21 protein-coding genes and 1 pseudogene are annotated in these 18,810 nt (G+C 49.7%); 13 read left to right on the forward strand and 9 right to left on the reverse strand.

Annotated elements, in window-relative coordinates; translation table 11 throughout:
- Positions 1-44: 44 nt before the first annotated feature.
- A pseudogene (locus ACXN9U_RS09090) lies at positions 45-211 on the forward strand (GNAT family N-acetyltransferase); the annotation flags it as partial.
- Positions 212-394: 183 nt separating this feature from the next.
- Positions 395-1,021: a pentapeptide repeat-containing protein gene (locus tag ACXN9U_RS09095; RefSeq protein ID WP_060963109.1), complete on the forward strand. Its 627-nt coding sequence runs from the start codon at positions 395-397 to the stop codon at positions 1,019-1,021.
- Between the two features lie 7 nt (positions 1,022-1,028).
- Here ACXN9U_RS09095 and pdxR read toward each other — a convergent pair whose 3' ends face one another.
- Positions 1,029-2,471: a MocR-like pyridoxine biosynthesis transcription factor PdxR gene (gene pdxR, locus ACXN9U_RS09100; RefSeq protein ID WP_060963110.1), complete on the reverse strand. Its 1,443-nt coding sequence runs from the start codon at positions 2,469-2,471 to the stop codon at positions 1,029-1,031.
- Between the two features lie 124 nt (positions 2,472-2,595).
- Between pdxR and ACXN9U_RS09105 the strand changes: the two genes are divergently transcribed.
- Positions 2,596-3,204 carry a LysE/ArgO family amino acid transporter gene (locus ACXN9U_RS09105; RefSeq protein WP_060963111.1) on the forward strand — a complete coding sequence of 203 codons (609 nt, stop codon included), beginning with the start codon at positions 2,596-2,598 and terminating at the stop codon, positions 3,202-3,204.
- A gap of 54 nt (positions 3,205-3,258) precedes the next feature.
- Complete coding sequence (locus ACXN9U_RS09110) at positions 3,259-3,894, forward strand: DinB family protein (protein ID WP_489202465.1); 636 nt, start codon at positions 3,259-3,261, stop codon at positions 3,892-3,894.
- 1 nt (position 3,895) lies between these two features.
- Here the strand turns inward: ACXN9U_RS09110 and ACXN9U_RS09115 are convergent, their stop codons facing one another.
- Entirely contained in the window at positions 3,896-4,759 is an 864-nt protein-coding gene (locus tag ACXN9U_RS09115; protein ID WP_060963113.1) for an AraC family transcriptional regulator, read from the reverse strand.
- Positions 4,760-4,881: 122 nt separating this feature from the next.
- Here ACXN9U_RS09115 and ACXN9U_RS09120 point away from each other — a divergent pair, with 122 nt between their 5' ends.
- Entirely contained in the window at positions 4,882-6,249 is a 1,368-nt protein-coding gene (locus ACXN9U_RS09120) for an MATE family efflux transporter (protein ID WP_060965055.1), read from the forward strand.
- Between the two features lie 37 nt (positions 6,250-6,286).
- On the opposite strand, the gene ACXN9U_RS09125 is transcribed toward ACXN9U_RS09120, so the two are convergent.
- Both ACXN9U_RS09125 and asnB read right to left on the reverse strand, forming a co-directional pair.
- Positions 6,287-7,030 (reverse strand): squalene/phytoene synthase family protein, encoded by a 744-nt coding sequence (locus ACXN9U_RS09125; protein ID WP_489202466.1) that lies wholly within the window; start codon positions 7,028-7,030, stop codon positions 6,287-6,289.
- An 84-nt stretch (positions 7,031-7,114) separates the two neighbouring features.
- Positions 7,115-8,956 carry an asparagine synthase (glutamine-hydrolyzing) gene (gene asnB, locus ACXN9U_RS09130; protein ID WP_489202467.1) on the reverse strand — a complete coding sequence of 614 codons (1,842 nt, stop codon included), beginning with the start codon at positions 8,954-8,956 and terminating at the stop codon, positions 7,115-7,117.
- Between the two features lie 175 nt (positions 8,957-9,131).
- On the opposite strand from asnB, the gene ACXN9U_RS09135 reads away from it, so the two are divergent.
- Complete coding sequence (locus ACXN9U_RS09135) at positions 9,132-9,674, forward strand: DUF2777 family protein (protein WP_489202468.1); 543 nt, start codon at positions 9,132-9,134, stop codon at positions 9,672-9,674.
- Positions 9,675-9,924: 250 nt separating this feature from the next.
- Here the strand turns inward: ACXN9U_RS09135 and ACXN9U_RS09140 are convergent, their stop codons facing one another.
- Together ACXN9U_RS09140 and ACXN9U_RS09145 are read right to left on the reverse strand one after the other, a co-directional pair.
- Positions 9,925-10,281 (reverse strand): YisL family protein, encoded by a 357-nt coding sequence (locus ACXN9U_RS09140; RefSeq protein ID WP_045925301.1) that lies wholly within the window; start codon positions 10,279-10,281, stop codon positions 9,925-9,927.
- Positions 10,282-10,375: 94 nt separating this feature from the next.
- Positions 10,376-11,281: a fumarylacetoacetate hydrolase family protein gene (locus ACXN9U_RS09145; RefSeq protein ID WP_489202469.1), complete on the reverse strand. Its 906-nt coding sequence runs from the start codon at positions 11,279-11,281 to the stop codon at positions 10,376-10,378.
- A 215-nt stretch (positions 11,282-11,496) separates the two neighbouring features.
- On the opposite strand from ACXN9U_RS09145, the gene ACXN9U_RS09150 reads away from it, so the two are divergent.
- From ACXN9U_RS09150 to ACXN9U_RS09180, 7 genes are all read left to right on the forward strand, one after another.
- On the forward strand, positions 11,497-11,715 hold the full coding sequence (locus ACXN9U_RS09150) for an aspartyl-phosphate phosphatase Spo0E family protein (RefSeq protein ID WP_060963118.1): 219 nt from the start codon (positions 11,497-11,499) through the stop codon (positions 11,713-11,715).
- Between the two features lie 191 nt (positions 11,716-11,906).
- Positions 11,907-12,128: a spore germination protein gene (locus ACXN9U_RS09155; protein ID WP_016938282.1), complete on the forward strand. Its 222-nt coding sequence runs from the start codon at positions 11,907-11,909 to the stop codon at positions 12,126-12,128.
- A 12-nt stretch (positions 12,129-12,140) separates the two neighbouring features.
- A complete protein-coding gene (locus ACXN9U_RS09160; RefSeq protein WP_007409164.1) occupies positions 12,141-12,377 on the forward strand; it encodes a spore germination protein GerPB in 237 nt (78 codons plus the stop codon).
- A gap of 34 nt (positions 12,378-12,411) precedes the next feature.
- On the forward strand, positions 12,412-13,029 hold the full coding sequence (locus ACXN9U_RS09165; RefSeq protein ID WP_489202488.1) for a spore germination protein GerPC: 618 nt from the start codon (positions 12,412-12,414) through the stop codon (positions 13,027-13,029).
- Complete coding sequence (locus ACXN9U_RS09170) at positions 13,026-13,202, forward strand: hypothetical protein (protein ID WP_045925299.1); 177 nt, start codon at positions 13,026-13,028, stop codon at positions 13,200-13,202. The genes ACXN9U_RS09165 and ACXN9U_RS09170 overlap by 4 nt, the downstream gene beginning before the upstream one ends.
- A complete protein-coding gene (locus ACXN9U_RS09175) occupies positions 13,202-13,597 on the forward strand; it encodes a spore germination protein GerPE (protein WP_095240969.1) in 396 nt (131 codons plus the stop codon). The genes ACXN9U_RS09170 and ACXN9U_RS09175 overlap by 1 nt, the downstream gene beginning before the upstream one ends.
- 39 nt (positions 13,598-13,636) lie before the next feature.
- Positions 13,637-13,855: a spore germination protein gene (locus ACXN9U_RS09180; RefSeq protein ID WP_045925297.1), complete on the forward strand. Its 219-nt coding sequence runs from the start codon at positions 13,637-13,639 to the stop codon at positions 13,853-13,855.
- A gap of 37 nt (positions 13,856-13,892) precedes the next feature.
- On the opposite strand, the gene hlpB is transcribed toward ACXN9U_RS09180, so the two are convergent.
- The 3 genes from hlpB to sbcD are packed head-to-tail and all read right to left on the reverse strand — an operon-like array spanning position 13,893 to position 18,770.
- Entirely contained in the window at positions 13,893-14,192 is a 300-nt protein-coding gene (gene hlpB, locus ACXN9U_RS09185; protein WP_489202470.1) for an HNH nuclease-like protein HlpB, read from the reverse strand.
- Positions 14,193-14,208: 16 nt separating this feature from the next.
- Positions 14,209-17,601: an exonuclease subunit SbcC gene (gene sbcC / locus ACXN9U_RS09190; protein WP_489202471.1), complete on the reverse strand. Its 3,393-nt coding sequence runs from the start codon at positions 17,599-17,601 to the stop codon at positions 14,209-14,211.
- On the reverse strand, positions 17,598-18,770 hold the full coding sequence (sbcD, locus tag ACXN9U_RS09195) for an exonuclease subunit SbcD (protein ID WP_047476740.1): 1,173 nt from the start codon (positions 18,768-18,770) through the stop codon (positions 17,598-17,600). The genes sbcC and sbcD overlap by 4 nt, the downstream gene beginning before the upstream one ends.
- Between the last annotated feature and the right edge of the window lie 40 nt (positions 18,771-18,810).

Consider the following 18,810-nt stretch of genomic DNA (forward strand, 5'->3'; position numbering starts at 1 on the left):
TTTTTATCACAGCAGAAGACACGTACGCAATCAGACACGACGTGCTGCGCGGCATGGCGGCGCTTGAGGAATACCGGACGCAAAAAGCGGGAAGCACGTTAGATGTCACGTAAAGGGATATTATGAAAAGCTCGGCTGGAAAAGCACCGGCGGCCCCTTTGAATACCCGGCACCGGCCCCCCATGTGATCATGTATAAAGAATTCTCCTGAAACAGAAAAAGCCCCCAGAGAAGCATCCTCTGAGCGCTTTTGCATCAGCTGCCGTATTGACGCCTCCCCGCTTTTTTATTACCCTTTGTTCATAAAGCAACATGCAATTCGGCAAGGACACCGGGTATGAAACGATATCTGTCAACTGCTGATCAGCTATTTTTTATGAAAAGGGAGTATGAGATGAATACGATCCAAAAACCGAAAATCCCGAAAGAGCTGCCGGTGCTTTCTTTCGCTGAAGCGCTTCAGGACGATCAGATCAAAGAAGCGGTCATTGAAAACGGCATCATAAGCGGCAAACTGCACGGCCTGCGCGCCGAAAAAGTCATTTTCAGAAATACCGTTTTTACAGATGTCTCTTTCAGACATATGGAATGTACGGATGTTTTGTTTGAAAAATGTGATGTTTCAAACGCAGATTTCAGCGGAAGCATCATCCATAGAACAGTCTTTCAGCATTCAAAACTTCTCGGTTTGAATCTGGCCGATGCTGCCATGCGCAATGTACGGTTTGAAGACTGCCTCGCAAATTACAGCTCCTTCAGCTATTCCAATATGAAGCATGTCCGGTTCGACACGTGTGCTCTTACAGAAAGCGAGTGGAATGATGCCGCGCTTGAACACACAGATCTTGAGGCATGTGATCTGAACGGCGCGAACTTCATCGGCACATCCCTTTTTAACATGGATATCAGCACGTGCACATTTGATCACCTGCACATCTCACTTGATAAGCTGAAAGGATGCCGAATCTCTCCGGCGCATGCCGTTACATTCGCAGAAGCGCTCGGAGCCATTGTAACGTGACCTTTTATCAAACGAAACGGCGGGCGATGTCCGCTATCGTTTGAATGCCTTTTTCCAAGTCCGGTAAGGATGCGTACGAATAGGAAAGACGCAGGCTTTTCCGGTCTTCGGGAAGATAAAGAGCGCCCGGGTTGATCAGCACGCCGGCATCCAAGGCACGGGTGAAAAACGTTTGAACGGCGAACGCTTGATGAAAGGTGACCCAAATATAAAACCCTCCCTCCGGCACACGCCACTCCGCAATATCTCCCGCGTATCTTTCAAGAAAACGCAGTGCCGCATCTCTTCTGATTTTGAGTTCCTTTCTGAGACGCAAGAGACGCTTTTCATAGCGGCCGCTTGACAGCCATTGACATGCGGCCCATTGAGATAAAGCGCTGGAACCGTAATCCGTCTGCATTTTAATATCGGCGAGCCTGTCTGCAACCCGCTCAGGGGCGACGACCCATCCGATGCGCAGACCCGGGCTTACGGTTTTTGACAGTGTGCCGATATAAAGCACATTCCCCTCACCATCCATCGATTTTAACGGAGGCGGCGGTTCTTTATCGATCCATAAATCACCGTATGCGTCATCTTCAATGACAGGCAGGCGGTGATTTCTTGCAAGTGCGATGAGTTCCTTTCTCCGCTTAAGTGACATCACCGTTCCCGCCGGATTATGGAATGACGGAATGGTGTACAGCAGTCCCGCTTCGTATTGCCGACGGTAAGCGGGAAGAAGGTCCGTTTTGATTCCGTTCTCATCCATCGGCACTCCCTTAAGCGTGACGCCCGCTGATTGAAACACGCGCAGGGAGTGGAGATACGACGGATTTTCAGTCAGCATGACGGAGTTTGGTTTTAGCAGCCCGATTGAAATGAGCTGAAGCGCCTGCAGCGCGCCCGAGACGATGACGATGGAGGCCGGGGACGCGTGAATCCCCTTTGTTTTTAAATGTTCCGCAACGCTTTGCCGAAGCTGAAGGCTGCCCTTCGGTTCTTCATAGCCGAGCGCAAAAATGTTAGTTCCCGCTTCACGAAACAGTTCCGCCGTCTCCTGCTCAGGCAGCAGCTCTTGACTCAGCTCACCTGTCCCCAGCCTGATCAGATCCGGACGCGGCTCGTTTTGATTAATGGCCTGAATCAAGGCTGAATTCGGCTGATGACTTCCCGATGTCACATATGCGGTCCAATCAAGCGGCTTAGCCGCCGCCATCATGCTCCACGTATTGTTGACGACTTTTGTGCCTCCCCCTCTTTTTCCTTCCAGAAGACCTTGGGCGATTAACTCATCAATTGCCGCCGTCACTGTGCTTCGATTGACTTGAAGCTCCTCGGCGAGCTTTCTTTGCGAGGGAATTTTCGTGCCGATCGTCCATTCCCCATGAAGTATTTTTTCTTTGATATGCTGTTCAATCTGAAGATAAAGCGGTATGTATGACTCACGATCCGGACGCCAGCTTTTCATACGAATCCCTCCTTGTTTACTCATTATACATTTGGCTGGTTCAAGCGTCAGCCAAATGGCCGGAGACATCCGCACACGGGGCGTTTACAATAGTTTTCAGTTGATGATTGGAGGAGTTTACGACATGAATGCTATTCTTCACGGAGTGATGCTCGCTTTCGGTCTTATTTTGCCATTGGGCGCGCAAAACGTGTTTATTTTTCAGCAGGGAGCCTGGCAGAAACATGTGTGGCAGGCGTTTCCCGCAGTCACAGTTGCCGCGATATGCGATACGATCCTCATCAGCGCCGCCGTCGCAGGCGTGTCAGTCATTATTGCAGAGATTCCCCTCTTTCAGACCGTCATGCTTATATGCGGCTTTTTGTTTCTCAGTTTTTTAGGCTGGCAGACATGGCGAAGCAAGCCGCAGGCCGAACAGGCGGAAAAAACGGTTTTCACGGCGAAAAAACAGGCGGCCACAGCCGCCATGGTGTCCCTTTTGAACCCTCATGCGATTTTGGATACCGTCAGTGTCATCGGCACAAGCTCCGCCGCCTATCCGGGAATTGATAAATGGCTGTTTGCCGGTGCTTGTATCGCGGTGTCCTGGGTATGGTTCGCCGGACTGGCATTTGCGGGACGGCTCGTTCAAACAGCGGATACAGGCGGCAAGCTGCTCGGCATCCTGAATAAATGCTCGGCATTAGTGATGTGGGGTGCGGCTTTTTATTTTGCGGCGCTTTTGCTCAGATAAAAGGAATTCTCCCAAGCCATGTTGAATGTATCGAAAGGAAAAGGGGGAATTGGAGTGTCAGACATTGTAAAGCTTTATCACTATCACAGATGGGCGAATAAGGAGGTCCTCCAGCATCTGAAGACCTTGCCCGCTGCAAGCTTACAGCAGAAACTGCAAAGTGTTTTTCCGACTGTGAACGCCGTGCTTGTGCATATATACCGGGCTGATTACATTTGGCTTCATGTGCTTTACGGAGAAACTTACGAACAAATCGTCTCGCAATTTGACCAATTTGAAAAGCTCGGCGGAGATTTTGCGGCGATTGAACATAGAATGACTGAGCTGGACAAAGAATACAACAAATTTTTAAGAGAATTGGAGAACCCGGAAAGTCCGATCTCCATTTCCCACCCGCGTCTGGGATCGCTCCAGACGACATATGCCGATGTGATCCGCCATGTTGTGAATCATGGCACATACCATCGCGGCAATATAACCGCGATGCTTCATCAAATGGGATATAAAGGCGTGCCGACTGACTACATTTTTTTTTTCATACGAATCATAAAAAAGCAAAGGCTGGCTGAGCCTTTGCTTTTTTACTTCAAATCTATCATCATCCGGCATAGCTGGAAGCGCCCGCTTTTTCGGCCACGTCGTAAATTGTTATTTTCATGCTTGCTGATCCCTTCTGTTCTCTGGTATTAGGTCAGTCCGTTTTCCGGCTTACGAATTTGCGGTATTCAAGCGGCGAAATGCCTTCAATCTGTTTAAACAGTTTAGAAAAGTAGGTCGGGTCCTCCATGCCGATGGCGTCCGCGATCGCCCCCATTTTGTCATTGGTTGCGGACAAAAGACGCTTCGCCTCCGTCATTCTGACTTTGTTCGTATACTGGCCGGGCGTGACGCCGAGCACCTGCTGCATACAGCGGGTCACATAGTCTTGATTGTAATGAAGAGCCGAAGAGAGCGCTTTGATGGTTGTTTTCTCCTGATAGTGCTCCTGCAGGTACCGGGCGGCCTCCCATGCGACTCTTTCCTTTGCGGACGGTATTTGGAACGCTTCCTTTTGAAGGTGAAGCAGCAGCTCCTCAAACAAAATTTGCTTTCTCAGCGGCAGGTCGGAGTTCTCAGCGCTGTCATCTGTCAGGACACTGAATTGCCCGGCCATAAACTGCGGGCGTCTCACTTTTCCTTTTTGCGGCAAGGACAGACGGTAGCGGGCCGGCTCTTCAAAACTGCCTTTTTTCCGCCTCAGCTCCGCCCAGTTGTTACCGGCTGTTTCCGCCACCTCATAATCCGCTCCCTCAAAATGAAGCCACAAATAGGAGGTCGTTTCTTCACTGCCTTTTGTTCCGTAATGTTCAAGGCCTGGAGAGAGCAGAATATATTCTCCGGCTTCAACGGAAAAGGCGTTTTCGCTTTCTGTAATGTGAAGGACGCCTTCTTTCACATACAGCAGATCAAACACCGGGAAGACCCGTCTCACATGGGTTTCGCCTTTTTTGAACACCCCTTCTCCCGCAGCGATAAAGACCGGGAACGGAGGGACTGTGAACTCGAGAAAGGTCATATTTTCGGCCCTCCTTTTTAAGTCGGATTTTTGCAAGAAGTTTCGTTTCTCTCCCTTTTTATTATAAGAAAATGGAGGTACACTGTTAAACGTTGATTTTGTCAGGAAAGGGGTTAAAAGAAATGAAACAAGCGATTTTAAAACGGGCTGCATTCAAACAATCTTCTGATCACAAACTCTCATTATACGCGCTGACTTGGCCGATTTTTATTGAGGTTTCATTATATATGTTTATGGGAAACGCCGACACTCTTATGCTTAGCCAATACTCTGACAACAGTGTGGCGGCCGTGGGCGTCAGCAATCAGATCTTAAATTTAATTATCGTGATGTTCAGCTTTATCGCAACGGGTACGACAATTGTAATTTCGCAGTTTTTAGGCTCTAAACAGAAAAAAGAAGCGCAGGAAGTGGCTTATGTATCGATAGGAGCGAACTTCGTCATCAGTCTCGCCATCAGCGCCGCCGTGTTTTTCTCGGCTGTTCCGCTCCTTCATGTCATGGGTCTTTCCGATGAATTGATGCCGGATGCCAAAGTCTTTTTGCAGGTGGTCGGCGGGCTGTCATTTATTCAGGCACTGATTATGACGTTCAGCGCCATTTTAAAAAGCTACGGCCATACGAAAGATACGATGTTCGTTACGATTGGGATGAATATATTAAATATTGCCGGAAACTTTCTTGTCATTTTCGGGCCGCTCGGCCTGCCGGTGCTGGGCGTCGCCGGAGTTGCGATGTCAACGTCCATCGCGCGGATCATCGGACTGATCGCTATGGTTGTGATCGTCAAAAAACGTATCGGACTCGGTCTTACATGGAAAAAGATCTTTCACGTTCATAAAGAGCACTTGCGGAAACTCCTGAAAATCGGAATTCCGTCTGCAGGTGAACAGCTGTCTTATAACATTTCACAAATGGTTGTCACTTATTTTATCGCCATTATGGGCGCCCAGGCGCTTACAACAAAGGTATATACACAAAACATCACCATGTTTATCCTGCTGTTCGGAACGGCGATCAGCCAAGGCACCCAGATTTTGATAAGCAGGTACATCGGCGCCAAACAGTTTGACGACGCTTATGACCGCTGTATGAAAAGCCTGTACTGGGCGCTTGGCATTGCCGCTATGACATCGGTTATCATGACCTTGTTTTCAAAGCAGCTGATCGGAATTTTCACAAGCAGCCCTGATATTATTGCGACGGCGAGCATGCTGATTGCCATGACGATCATTCTTGAGCCCGGCCGTTCATTTAATGTCATTATCATCAACTCGCTCCGGGCTGCCGGAGATGCAAAATTCCCCGTCTATATGGCGATGATTTCCATGTGGGGCATCGGTCTGCCTCTCGCTTACCTGTTCGGCATCCATTTCGGATTGGGGCTTATGGGGATTTGGATTTCATTTATCGCGGATGAATGGGTCAGAGGCATTCTTATGTACAGAAGATGGCGGTCACGGATTTGGATTCAAAAAGGGATTGCATAAACGCCCGAAGCTTCATTACGAAGCCGGGGCGTTTTTTTTATGCTTGAGAAAGCCGTTTTCTCATGCCTTCGAGCTCTGACCGGTAATGAGCCAGCAAACCGGTAACGGCGGGCCTTGAGTATAACGGAAACAGCTCCAGCTCTTCAGACGCCTCCTCAAAATACGCCTCAGCTTCGAATGCGATATACTCCCATACATTCACAAAAGCTTTGTTGATCGTGCAGTTCTCCAGCTCTTCTTCCGTATAGCCGAATTGCGCCATCACCTGACGCGGAAGGCGCTTTTTCATCCGCTCATCCGCACAGACCCCGGTGAGAACCCGGCTCAGCTGAATGGCAGCTCCTAATGAAACGGCTGCATGGCGGAGTTTCTCTTGATTTCGGCGGGCGCAAACCGGCAGCAGAAGCAGGCCGAGCGCTCCGCCTGTTTGGCCCGCGTACATCAGCAGGTCGTCAAACTCTTGGCAGGTCTCTTTTTCTCTGTCAGACCTTTGACCGGCAATAAACTCACGTAACGGTTCTTCTTCGAGTGCAAATTGCTGCCTCACATCGGCGAGCGCTTTCCACAAAAAGCCGTCGGCGCCTGTCCCGTTCATAAAGTCTTGTGCTGCCTGTTCAAATCCCTCAAACTCCCGGACATCCGCAAGCTGTTCAGCTTCATGAAACAAAGCCAGCACCGCCCACGCGGCCTGTCTGTTTTTTGGCGGCAGGGATGAAAAAATCCGTTTATATAAAGGAAAGTGCGCCTCGGCAAGCTGCGCGCATGTTTCGTATTCAGTCATGGTATCACTCCTCTGTTTTTTAGTGTACCATATGTTTCACAATAAAAAGACCGATATCCTCAGCGGAAACCGGTCGCGGCACTGTTATTCTTCTATATCAATACGATACGCCTCAAACCATGTATGGATCTGGGCGAGATGGGCGATCAGCTGCGGGCCTTTCATCAGCTGGCCGAACCACGGAACCTGAAAAGACGAACCCTCTGTCTCCAGCAGCATTTCCAGCTTCTTTCTGTCCAGCAGGGTGTGAAGCACGGAATCTTTATGCTGCAAAATCGTTTTAAGCCACTCTGTGACCCCTTGTGTGTATTTCGGATGATGGGTTTTCGGATAAGGGCTTTTTTTGCGGTACAGAACTTCTTCCGGAAGCAGCCCTTCAAGCGCCTTCCGCAAAATGCCTTTTTCCCGGCTGCCGTGCATTTTCATTTCCCAAGGGATGTTCCAGACGTATTCTACAAGTCTGTGATCGGCGAACGGCACGCGCACTTCCAGACTTGCTCCCATGCTCATGCGGTCTTTGCGGTCGAGCAGATTTGTCATAAACCAAAGCATATTTAAGTAGAAAAGCTGCCGTCTCGCTTTGTCTGTTCCCGTCTCACCGTCTAACAGCGGCGTTTCCGCAATGGTTTCTTCATATCTCGCATTCACGTATTCTCTTAGGTTCAGACGTTTTTGCCATTTTTCGTCCAAGAGGGTGATTCTCTCCTCAGTGGATCTCATCCAAGGAAATCCGTCTTCTTCGGCCGCGGTGTGAAACCATGGATATCCGCCGAAAATTTCGTCCGCGCATTCCCCGGAAAGGCTCACGACAAAATCTTTTTTAATTTCACGGCAGAACCACAGCAGCGAGGAATCAACATCCGCCATGCCCGGCAGGTCTCTGACGAGAACGGATTCCTCCAGATGTTCAACCAGCTCATCCTGCGTAATCACACACTTATGGTGCTGTGTGCCGAATGCAGCTGTCATTTTATCGATCCACGGGCCGTCATCATTCGGCTGAAATGAACTCGCTTTAAAGAATTTGCCGTTCTCCTCATAATCAATGGAATAAGTATGGAGGGGATCTCTGCCTTCTTTCTCAAAATGAGCGGCGGCTATCGAGGTAATCGCGCTCGAATCAAGCCCCCCAGACAAAAACGTACAAACCGGCACGTCAGATACGAGCTGCCGCGTTACGGCATCCTGAAATAAGTACCTGATGTGAGCTGCAGTGTCATCGAAGCTGTCTGTATGCTTTTCGCTTTTTACATTCCAATAACGCCATATGGACAAACCGTCCTTTGAAAAAGTGAACGCATGAGCGGGACGTACTTCGTGAATTCCTTTAAATACCCCGCAGCCCGGTGTTCTGGACGGCCCAAGCCCGAAAACTTCCGCAAGTCCGCTGCTGTCTGTGCGGGCTTTCACATCAGGATGGGCAAGGATGGCCTTCAATTCCGATCCAAACAGAAAGGAAGAGCCGTGTTCTTTATAAAAAAACGGTTTGACGCCGAGCCGGTCTCTTGCCCCAAACAGCCGCTCCCGTTTTTCATCCCAGATGGCAAAAGCGTAAATACCGTTTAAGCGGTCAACGCACTCCTCCCGCCACTCAATATAGCTGTGCAGCAGCACTTCTGTATCAGAGGTCCGTTCAAAACGGTGGCCCCTCGCCTGCAGCTCCCTCCGCAATTCTTCCGTATTATACAGCTCGCCATTATAAATGATGGTGTACGTTTCCCCTTGATGCGTGCAGCCCATCGGCTGGCGGCCGCCTTCAATATCAACGACCGAAAGTCGTTTATGTCCGAATAAAACATGGGGCTCTCCCCAGACGTTTGAATCATCAGGCCCTCGTTTTGAAAGAGTGTCTATCATATTGTTCATAATATGTTTCTCTTGGACGAGCTGCTTTTGAAAATCGATCCAACCCGCAATTCCACACATGTGATATCAGCTCCAATCCCGTTTCTGTCGGTATCAAATTCGTTTCTATCAGCACTTTACCCAGTTTATGCAAAGAAACGCAGATAGTTGATTTGTCCCACTAAGAGTTGTATGAGACAAGCCTGATTTGGAAAGAACGGAAGAGAAGAAACAAACAAAGGAGACCGGCACCGATATGAAACGAAAACAGCTTTTCTCAGAAAAAAACAAATGGGGGCGCGGCACTCTGATCATAGAAGACGGCATCTGTCTCGTCGAAAACGATGAGGGCGATATCCTGCTGGCAGACAGTCTAGGAAACGCAGCCGTCTTGATGAAACGTGACGGCAGATGGCAGCCGGCCCGGATTCACGGCGCTGCGGCCGAAATCGGCGCAGGCACGGTTGCCCTGTTCGGCGGAGAAGAGATCCGGTATGAGAAAGCGGTCAAACGGCCGCTGTTAACCTTGCTCGATTCGCTGGACGATGAAACGTTTCTGCTGTTTCTCAGCCATCTGCACGGGTTCGGCCTGTCTGTATATGATTGCGTATTTTCCTACAATCAGACGCTGTTTTCCGGTGAAGGGGTCTCGTTTTATCACTTTTCGGCAGATGACGCCCAATGCGCCCTGCAGCATCACCGCGGCAGCCCGGGTAAGCATGACAGATTTGAATGGACGGCATCTGACGGGCGGCGCTCCATTATGTATTCAGCGGCCAAACACGGCGGAACAGCGTAAAAAACAGGCGGTGCCTTTTAAATAGGTGCCGCCTGTTTTTTACGCTGATTTACGCCCGGCGTTTGCTTTTACCCTTCACAGCCGTAGCTTTTGCGGTCACAAGAGTGATTGACGCTTTTGGCATCCTGCACATCTCCTTCGCCTCATCAACATCCCCCTGTCACGGCATTTCTCATTCAGCAGCACAGTTGCGCAGAATGTATGCATAAATAAAAAAACCCGGATTACATCCGGGTTTTCAAGCAATTGATTAAAATATGTGAAAGCCGATCGGCAAGTGAAGGCCGAGAAGCACCGTCAGGATGAGCACGATAATAAAACCGATCCACAGTCCTCCGGTCGATTTGCCTTTTTTCTTGCGGATGACGAGCATTTCCATCAGTCCGATGGTAATGATGCCGAGCAGCATTTTTCCGGCGTATTCTCCGTTCCAATTCGCAAAACGGACAAACAGTTCAGCGCCGGTCAAAATAATAATAATGTAGAATAAGCGCAGAATCATATGCGTTATTTTTGCGCCCTTCGCTTTTCCGGAGCCGTACAGCCCGTAGCTGACAAACACCAGGATAAGCGCAACGACCCATGAAGTAATATGCCAATGTGTCATTATGTTCAATTCCCCCCTATCAGATCAATCTGCCTCACTTATGGTACCACAACAAGCCGCTGTGAGCATAATCATTCTCAAGAAAAACACTCAATTATCCGATTTGGTTCGACAGCGTGCCGATCGGTTCAATTGTAATATCAATGCGGTCTCCCGGCTGTAAAAATATCGGCGGCTTAAATCCTTTCCCGACACCGGACGGCGTCCCCGTCGCGATAATGTCCCCGGCTTCAAGCGTCATTCCTTTTGACAGCGTCTCGATTAATTCAGCAATCGGAAAAATCATGTCGCCCGTTGATCCTGATTGGCGCAGTTCCCCGTTCACCCGCGTTTCAACTTGCAGGCTTTGCGGATCACTGACAGCTGATTTATGTACAATGACCGGTCCCATCGGGCATGTCGTATCTAGGCTTTTGCCGATAAAAAACTGTTGATGCTTTTTCTGCAGATCGCGCGCTGTTATATCATTTACTATGGTATAGCCGAATATATGATCGAGCGCATGTTCTTTGGAGATATGCGATCCGCTTTTTGATATGATAACCGCAAGCTCCCCTTCATAATCAAGCTGCTCCGTTACGTCCAAGTGGCTTTTCACCGTTTCTCCGTGGCCCGTAACGGCGGTCGGGGCTTTTGTAAAGACCATGGGATACTCCGGGATATCCGCCTCGCTTCCCATTTCAACGGCATGATCACGGTAATTTTTCCCGATGCAGATCACGTTTTTTGAAGGTCTCGGAATAGGCGCGCAGAGCTTCACGTCAGACAGCGCATACATAAATGAACCCGACTCATCATTCGGTTTTTTCGCCCATTCCGCAAGCTGTCCGGCATGCGCGACGAACTTTTCCCCCTTTTGAATGCACTCGATCAGCGAACCCGGAATCGTCTCAAGTTCAAACAGTTTCTTTTCAGCCTTTTGCAGATCTAAGATTTTGTCATCATCAATGATCAGACCGACAAATTTCCGGCTGTTCAGTTCCCCTGTCGCAAATTTCATGTTAATCCCCCATCATTTTTAAATCTGGCATCTTTATGTATTCTTTCTGCAGGCGGGAAATTCCTCTTTTGAACAGGCTGAAAATCATCGTAAAAGAGTATCAAAAATTGTCACTTTTTTAGTCATATTGACGAAATAAAACCTTCTCAGCCAAAATAGGTTATACTATTATCATCCTATGTTTTCCAAAATAATCGAGAATTGGAGATCGCACGATGAACAGAAAAATTGAAGAAAAAAGATTGACTTTATTCGAGACAGCGCAAAAATTCGGAATCAATGCGACGGAGACCATCAGGTGCAGCCAGGAGCTGGACAGCCTCTTAAACGGGTGCCGGGGCGGGCTCATCCAACAAACGAAAGACGGCAGGATGAACCCGGCCGCACAGATTCAGCCGGAGTACACAGCAGGAAAAAAACAGGCTTTCTCATAAACATGATATGTATATAGATCTGAATCATTTGTTTTAAGACCCGGCATGCTTAAAGCGCCGGTGTTTTTTTATGTCTAACGTTTTTTCCGCTCACAAAAATGTGCGTTTGTCATAAGCTATTTTAGGCAGGCAGCCCAAATAAGCTCCTGGAGTGTATTCCATTAAAATTTTCACGAAAAGGATGTGCTCGTATGCCCGCAATTGTCGGAGCGTTTAAAATTAATGCCGTCGGTACGAGCGGAGTCGTTCATATAGGCGACTGCATCACCATTTCTCCAAAAGCAGAGGTTAAGACATTTGCCGGAGCGGGCAGCTTTAATACCGGAGACAATCTCACACTGACGAATTACAGGAATACAACGAATGTGTATGATAATGATGTAATCGATCAGCCGATGGCAGGTAACGCATAAAGGAGGCGCCGTATGAATTTTTACGTCAATCAGTCGATCCATATCAATTATATGCGTGTAGAATCTGTCAGCAATTCCTCCATACTGCAAATCGGGAGCGCCGGTTCAATTAAATCTCTTTCCAACCTGTATAACACAGGGAGTTATGTAGAGCCGGCGCCGCCTGTCACCGCGGGGCAGCAGACTGTAACAACAGGGGGAGGCCCCGGCACCTCATCATTTGTACCGCTCCAGCCGCCAAGCCGGTAGTTCAATGAAGGAAACGAGACGCGAGGTGAATGTCATGTATGATCAATCGGTTTCATCCTACCTGCAGAATTTAAATTCCTTCGTCCAGCAGCAGGCGCTTCAGATTCAGGAGCTCGAACGGCAGCTGAAAGAATTTCAGAGTGAAATATCAACTTTGAAACAGCAGCCTTCCACAAGGATTGATCGGCTCGAATATAAATTTGATCAGCTGAAAATTGAACGGCTGGAAGGAACGCTGAATATCGGATTGAATCCGACTGATCCGAATGCCGTACAAAATTTTGAAGTCGGCCAGACAACTCCGCAGGTCGGAATGATGCAGCAGGAACAGGCGGGCCAGCAAATGCAGCAAATCCGCCAAAACGTCGATATGTACCTGAATGAAGAAATCCCCGTGCTGTTAGAGCAGCTCGAAACACAGTATGAGAGCAGGCTGGACGAAACGAACAAATATCATATTATAGAAGATATCAGAAAGCAGATGGACAGCCGGATTAAGTATTACCTGTCCCAAGTCCAGAAAGAAGAAAACACGACGCCCTCGCAATACGCAGAGCAGATTGCCGAACACGTGAAGCGTGATATTGTCAGGGCCGTCGAGCATTTTATTAAACACATACCAGGTGAAATGAAAGGTGATGATCCGTCATGATTTTTACAGTGATTAACCGGAATATTGAAGTCGGCGACATCCGGTCTACCGGTGTGTCCAGTTCTTCCCTATTATTAATCGGCGACACCGAGTCCGTCTATCTGTCTTCCATCTTTGATACACCTCCGGAATCTCTCATTATCGGCCCTCTTGTGCCGCTGGCTCAGGAATAATGTTAAAGCGGATTTCACGCCTCAGGAACGCCAAAATCAATTCAGTCGGGATCGGGAGTGTTTTTCAAGCAGGCGATTCGAATGAAATCAATATGAAAGTCAAAGTATTGGCCGATCAGCGCAGTGTTGCTGTATACAGAGACGATGAGGGCTCGTTTAACACAAAAGAATATCAGATCTTTCGGCAGCCGGCCGTCATGCCGTTACCGGAAACGGGAGTTCAAAGTGCATTCAGCCATGAAAACCCTTCGATTCGGGTAAGAAATCTGAAAGTCCAAGGGGTATCGTCAGCGTCCGTGGTTCAAATCGGATCAACGTCGGTCGTGCTGGGCGATTCGAGGCTGAAACATATTAGGCAGATCGAGTCACCGAGCTCACAATCGCCGCAGCCCTGACATATAATGACGGTGAGACTTCTATAAAGGGTGTCGTTTATGCCAGCAATTACCGGACCTATAGCTATCAATTCCATATCGGGCGGAGTCGTAAACTTTGGTGATTCCTTTTACCTTTCTCCAAAAAGCTCTTCTAAATCTGCGCTCGGTTCGGGAGCAGGCAATACCGGAGATTTCCTGTTATTAAACAACGTTGTCAATGCGACAAACTATATAGACCCCGATGTCAGCGATCAGAATGTGACCGGAAACGCATAAAAAGCAGCCGCTCTTTAAAGAGAGGGCTGCTTTTTGTTCAGCGTTTTTTTCGTTCTTTTGCTTTTTTTGTTTTCACAAGCTTTTCCGGCGGCTGTTTTCTGATCCATTTCACAAACCGCGCAAGTTTCGGATCATGCCGCAGTTCTTCTCTTCCCGCAAGCCTTGCCGCAAGCTCCCGGTTCGTATAAAGGGCGTGAATCTGTTTATGGCAAGGGATGCAGAGCATTGCGGTCGGAAGGAATGTCCCGCCTTCTTCCTTTGGCGTCAAGTGGTGCTCTGTCAGCCGCACATGGCGGCGGCCGCATAATTCACATGTGCCCTCGGCAGAATCGGCCATAATCCCTTCTCCTTTCTTACATGATCTCCAATGTGACCCGGGTGCCTTTTCCGCCCGGTTCGGACGGATGAACGATTAATTTTTTCGGCAGGCGCGCTCTCAGCTCCTGCACATGGCTGATCACCCCGACGGACAAATTATCCGATTGCAGCTTTTCCAGCGCTGTGACAACGGTGTCTAAAAGCCCTTGGTCAAGCGTCCCGAATCCTTCATCTAAGAAGAAGAATTGCAGCGGGTATTGACCCCGCAGCTGAATTTGGGCGGACAAAGCAAGCGCAAGCGACAGCGATGTCAGAAACGTCTCCCCGCCGGAAAGGCTTGATACGGGCCGTTTGACGCCGCCGTTCGCGTCATCGCGCATGACGAAGCCGCCTTCTGAATCAACTAAAATGGCATACCGCTGCCTTGTCAGTGCTCCGAGCCGGGCAGAGGCGTCCCGGGCCACGCTTTCCAGCTGTTCTTCCGCTAAAAATTCGACGAATGTATTGCCTTTGCATACAGACTGCAGCTTATCAAGTCTGTCAATCTGCGTCTGCCAGCTTTTCAGTTCGGCTTCAATTTCTTTAAAGCGCTTATGCTGTTTTTGCATAACCGCAAAGGCTTTTGCCTGGGCGCCCTTTTCCTCCATGGCTGCGCCTGACTCAGCCTCCGCCTGCTTCAGCAGAGAAACCGATGCTGTCCATTCTTCTTCCGTTACCCGGCGGTCAGCTAATTTTTCAGTGACACGGCGGATATTTGCCGAAAGCTGCTTTGAGGTGTCGAGAAACTCATCAATTTCTGTTTTCATTTCCTCTGCACGGGTTTGCGGAAGCAGGCTTTTTTTGACTTGGTCCGGCTCGGCAAACCCGGTATCTTTTGATCTCACGCGCCAGTCATTTTGCGCTTTCTCAAGGGCGGATTCAGCGTCCCGCAGTGACATGAGACTTCCGGATTCCCGGCCTTTTGCGTCATTCAGTGATTGCTGAGCCTGCTTCAGCGCATCGAATAAGGACTGTTCTTTCGTTTTTAACAGCTGTAATTCCTGCCGTACCGCTTCAAGCTTTGCGGAAATTGATGTTTCTTCTGCTGCTGTGCCGAGCTCTTGTTCATACCCGTCAATCACCTGCTGCAGGCGCTCTGCTGCATAGTGAAGCTCGAGCCGTTCCCGTTCAAGCTGATGCTTCTTCTCCTGCAGCCGCTCTTTCTCTTCTTCATGTTCCTTGAGAAATGCGATGCTCGTTTCAATGCGCTTCTCAAACTCTTCTGCCTGCCGGTCTTTATCGTCTATCGAAGCCTGCCAGGCGTCAACCTCATTTACCGGAATATCCCCGCAGACTTCGTTGTACTGATTTAAGCGGCTTTCTGAGAGTGATTCAAGCTCTTGTAATGAATGTCTGAGGCGATCGGCTTCTTTTTCCTCATAGCGGATTCGTTCAGCCAGCTGCTCAGCTTGTTTCACCGTCTGCTGATACGCGCTGATCAGTCTCGTGACCTTCTCTTTTACCGACAGCATATCCTGCTTCATTTGTTTCCATTCCAAGCGGACGGCGCTGAACGCTTCATCAAGCGGACGGCCGCTGATGGAAGAAGCGGCTTCCAGCTCTGGGGTCCGGGCGCTTTGCAGGAACGGACATTCTTCGGTAAAACGCCCCGACTGCTCTTCTAATGCAACCTTGGCCGTCAGCACTTCCTGAGAAAGAGCCGCCGCCTCGGACAGCAGCGCTTCAACCTGCTGCAAACGTTCCTGCACATCCGTATCTGGCGAATGTGTTTCATGAGCGGAGCGCGGACGGTCATGCTGCGTCGAGCCGCATACAGGACAAGGCTTTCCTTCAATCAGTTTTTCCGATAATTCTTTCGTTAATGCAGCCGTTCTCGCTTCCTCTGAGCGCCTGCGCAGGTCGGCTTGCGTTTTGCCGGCCCGTTCGGCTGCGGCTTTTAGTGACCGTTCCGTTTCACAGACCATATGGTAAACGGTTTGAAGCGTTTGATAAGCGCGCGTAATGTCTTCTTGTTCCGTTTTCGCCTTTGCGCTGAGCGCCTCGCTTTCTCCGTTCAGCTTCTCCATGTTCTTCATCTGCGTTGTCAGATTGGCCCGTTCTTTCGTGATTTGTTCCTGTGTCTGCTGAAAGCCGGCTGCCAGCTGTGCGGCGGTCTGGCATTTTTTCCGTTCATCAGCGGTCACCTGAACTGCCTTCAGCTCTTCTTTCAGCTCATTCTGCCTGTTTTGGCCGCGGATCAGGCGGTCTTTCACTGCGTTCAGCTGTTTCGAGGCGGCTTCGTATTCTTCCTCTTTTTTACGGTGCTCCGCCTTTGTTTGTTCCGCTTCTTTTTTTGCTTCAAGCAGCTTTTGTTCAACGGCTGACAATCTTTGATACAATTCTTCTTCCTTGACAAGCTTCGGCTCTTGTTCAGCCTTATGAACCCGCCACGCTTCATAGGCTTCATTTTGCCGGGTAAATGAAGCGGTTTCCGCCTCTGATTTCCGTTTGGCCAGTTCGTGCTCCTGTTCGGCGCGCTGCTGCCGGCGTACGGCTTCCGAATAGCGTTCTGCGTACGGCTCAAGGGCGAGAGCGGTTTCCGCCTCTTTAAGACGCTCAGTCAAATCCGTGATATACGGGCGCCTGTCCTCAAGCTTTTTCAGGCGGCGCTCATATTCATCTCTTTCTGTCTGCAGGTTCCAAATCTCCTGGTGACTTTCAAAACGCTCTTTTGCCCGGACCCGTTTCTCCTCAGCTGCTTCAAGCCGTTCGTTCGCTTCGTGAAACTGCTGTTCCGCCTGCTTCAGCGCATCTTCACCCGCGTCTCCGAGGCCGGATTGTTCGGCAAGCATTTCATTTTTTTTCGCCGCCGCTTCCTGCGCGCGCTTCCTCAGTTTTTTGACAAGCCTGTCCCCGTACTGTTCCAGATTAAAAAGACGCTGCAGCATATGTCTTCTTTCCGCGCCTTTAAGCGACAGAAACTCGGCAAACTTCCCTTGCGGCAGCACGACGGCTCTTGTAAAGTCGTCAATGGTCAGGCCAAGAAGCTCTTCCACCTTTTTGTTCACTTCATTCGCTTTATCAGCAAGCACGGTTTGTTCGTCTTTGATTTCAATCAAGCGGCAGAGGGCGGTTTTCACTTTCGTTTCATCCGTTCTCTTAAAAACGCGCTCGACCTTATAGGACACCCGGTGGCCTGATTGAAGCGCGAATGTAAAAGAGACGGCGAGCTGATCTTCGGCATGGTTCAAGATGCCGTGCGTATTATTTGCGGCGCGCTCCACCTTTCCGTATAAAGCGAGTGTCATGGCATCAAGGATCGACGACTTTCCGCTTCCCGTCGGGCCGAAAATTCCGAACACGCCTGCTCCGGACAGTCCGGCAAAATCAATCGTCTGTTCTTCTCTGAAGCTGTGAAGCCCTTTTATCGTTAACAGAATCGGCTTCATGTCGCATCCTCCTCATCATCTGCTGACGCAAGCTCTAAAAACAGCTTGACCATCTCCTCATCCGGCACGGCGCCGCCTGTTTGCTTTTCATAAAACTTCTTAAATCGGTCCTCAATTGATATGTGCTTCACTTCAATCCGGTCATTGCCTGTCTCTTTTTCTTCAAAAACCGGCCTGATATGGATAAAGCCGGGATGCGCCTTTCTCAGCCGGTGAATTTCCTCAAGAGAAAGCTGATCCGTCAAATGGATATCAAGGTCGATCCAGGCATTCCGGTCACGCCCTTCATCAAGCCAGCCGTGAACCTCGCTCAGCCCCTGCGCTTTCCATTTAACGAGCGGTTTACCCGAGGACAGAAAAATCTCTTCCCACTTCGCTTCTCCTCCGGGCTTCGCTTCTACCACCGTCACCGATTTGGCATAACCGGCTTCTGAAAAGCTGTATGCCAGCGGAGAGCCGGAATAGCGGGCAGCCGTTTTGGCGCGCTTGATCGTTTGCGGACGGTGGAGATGGCCGAGGGCCACATAAGCCGCATCAGCCGGCAGGCTTTCTGCGGCGACCGTGTAAGCGCCCCCGACTTCAATCGGACGCTCTGAATCGGTCTGATTTCCTCCCGCGACATAAATATGGCTCGCCGCGACTTTCACGGCATCATCCCGGCACAGTCCGCACATGCGGGCAAACGCCTCTCTGATTTTCACATCGTAATGATCGCGAAGAAGCTTTTCCTCAAACGTATCAGACAGCACTTCGTTTAATCTCGCTTCTGACGGATAGGCCAGCGCGGCAACGGCTAACAGCTCGCCCGCCGACGGCACCTCGATATGGACGGGTTCTGTCCGCGGATAGCCGATTAAATGAATGCCCCGCTCATCTGTTAACGGAGAAGCCGCCGCCAGCCTGTCAGGATTGTCATGGTTCCCGGCAATGACGACAACCGGGCGTTTTCCGCCGTCAGAAAGCGCGGAAAGACTTTCATAATACAATTGTTCAGCGAGCGCAGGCGGATTGACCGTATCAAATACATCTCCTGCCATAATGACCGCATCAATGTTTTCTTCTTTGACAATGGTATTCAGCTCTTCCAATACCTCGGCCTGCTCACTCAGCCGGCTTCTGCCTTCAAGCGTTTTGCCGAGATGCCAGTCAGCTGTATGTAAAATGCGCATAGCATTCACCTCACTTTTCTGATAGAAAAAAAGATCCGCT

The sequence above is a fragment of the Bacillus sp. BACIII genome (assembly GCF_057836745.1).

What these genes read in the sequence shown, in the direction of transcription:
- ACXN9U_RS09095 (WP_060963109.1), top strand. Translation starts at nt 395, where the DNA reads ATGAATACGATCCAAAAACCGAAAATCCCGAAAGAGCTGCCGGTGCTT.
- pdxR (WP_060963110.1), bottom strand. Translation starts at nt 2,471, where the DNA reads ATGAAAAGCTGGCGTCCGGATCGTGAGTCATACATACCGCTTTATCTT.
- ACXN9U_RS09105 (WP_060963111.1), top strand. Translation starts at nt 2,596, where the DNA reads ATGAATGCTATTCTTCACGGAGTGATGCTCGCTTTCGGTCTTATTTTG.
- ACXN9U_RS09115 (WP_060963113.1), bottom strand. Translation starts at nt 4,759, where the DNA reads ATGACCTTTCTCGAGTTCACAGTCCCTCCGTTCCCGGTCTTTATCGCT.
- ACXN9U_RS09120 (WP_060965055.1), top strand. Translation starts at nt 4,882, where the DNA reads ATGAAACAAGCGATTTTAAAACGGGCTGCATTCAAACAATCTTCTGAT.
- ACXN9U_RS09125 (WP_489202466.1), bottom strand. Translation starts at nt 7,030, where the DNA reads ATGACTGAATACGAAACATGCGCGCAGCTTGCCGAGGCGCACTTTCCT.
- asnB (WP_489202467.1), bottom strand. Translation starts at nt 8,956, where the DNA reads ATGTGTGGAATTGCGGGTTGGATCGATTTTCAAAAGCAGCTCGTCCAA.
- ACXN9U_RS09135 (WP_489202468.1), top strand. Translation starts at nt 9,132, where the DNA reads ATGAAACGAAAACAGCTTTTCTCAGAAAAAAACAAATGGGGGCGCGGC.
- ACXN9U_RS09140 (WP_045925301.1), bottom strand. Translation starts at nt 10,281, where the DNA reads ATGACACATTGGCATATTACTTCATGGGTCGTTGCGCTTATCCTGGTG.
- ACXN9U_RS09145 (WP_489202469.1), bottom strand. Translation starts at nt 11,281, where the DNA reads ATGAAATTTGCGACAGGGGAACTGAACAGCCGGAAATTTGTCGGTCTG.
- ACXN9U_RS09150 (WP_060963118.1), top strand. Translation starts at nt 11,497, where the DNA reads ATGAACAGAAAAATTGAAGAAAAAAGATTGACTTTATTCGAGACAGCG.
- ACXN9U_RS09155 (WP_016938282.1), top strand. Translation starts at nt 11,907, where the DNA reads ATGCCCGCAATTGTCGGAGCGTTTAAAATTAATGCCGTCGGTACGAGC.
- ACXN9U_RS09160 (WP_007409164.1), top strand. Translation starts at nt 12,141, where the DNA reads ATGAATTTTTACGTCAATCAGTCGATCCATATCAATTATATGCGTGTA.
- ACXN9U_RS09165 (WP_489202488.1), top strand. Translation starts at nt 12,412, where the DNA reads ATGTATGATCAATCGGTTTCATCCTACCTGCAGAATTTAAATTCCTTC.
- ACXN9U_RS09170 (WP_045925299.1), top strand. Translation starts at nt 13,026, where the DNA reads ATGATTTTTACAGTGATTAACCGGAATATTGAAGTCGGCGACATCCGG.
- ACXN9U_RS09175 (WP_095240969.1), top strand. Translation starts at nt 13,202, where the DNA reads ATGTTAAAGCGGATTTCACGCCTCAGGAACGCCAAAATCAATTCAGTC.
- ACXN9U_RS09180 (WP_045925297.1), top strand. Translation starts at nt 13,637, where the DNA reads ATGCCAGCAATTACCGGACCTATAGCTATCAATTCCATATCGGGCGGA.
- hlpB (WP_489202470.1), bottom strand. Translation starts at nt 14,192, where the DNA reads ATGGCCGATTCTGCCGAGGGCACATGTGAATTATGCGGCCGCCGCCAT.
- sbcC (WP_489202471.1), bottom strand. Translation starts at nt 17,601, where the DNA reads ATGAAGCCGATTCTGTTAACGATAAAAGGGCTTCACAGCTTCAGAGAA.
- sbcD (WP_047476740.1), bottom strand. Translation starts at nt 18,770, where the DNA reads ATGCGCATTTTACATACAGCTGACTGGCATCTCGGCAAAACGCTTGAA.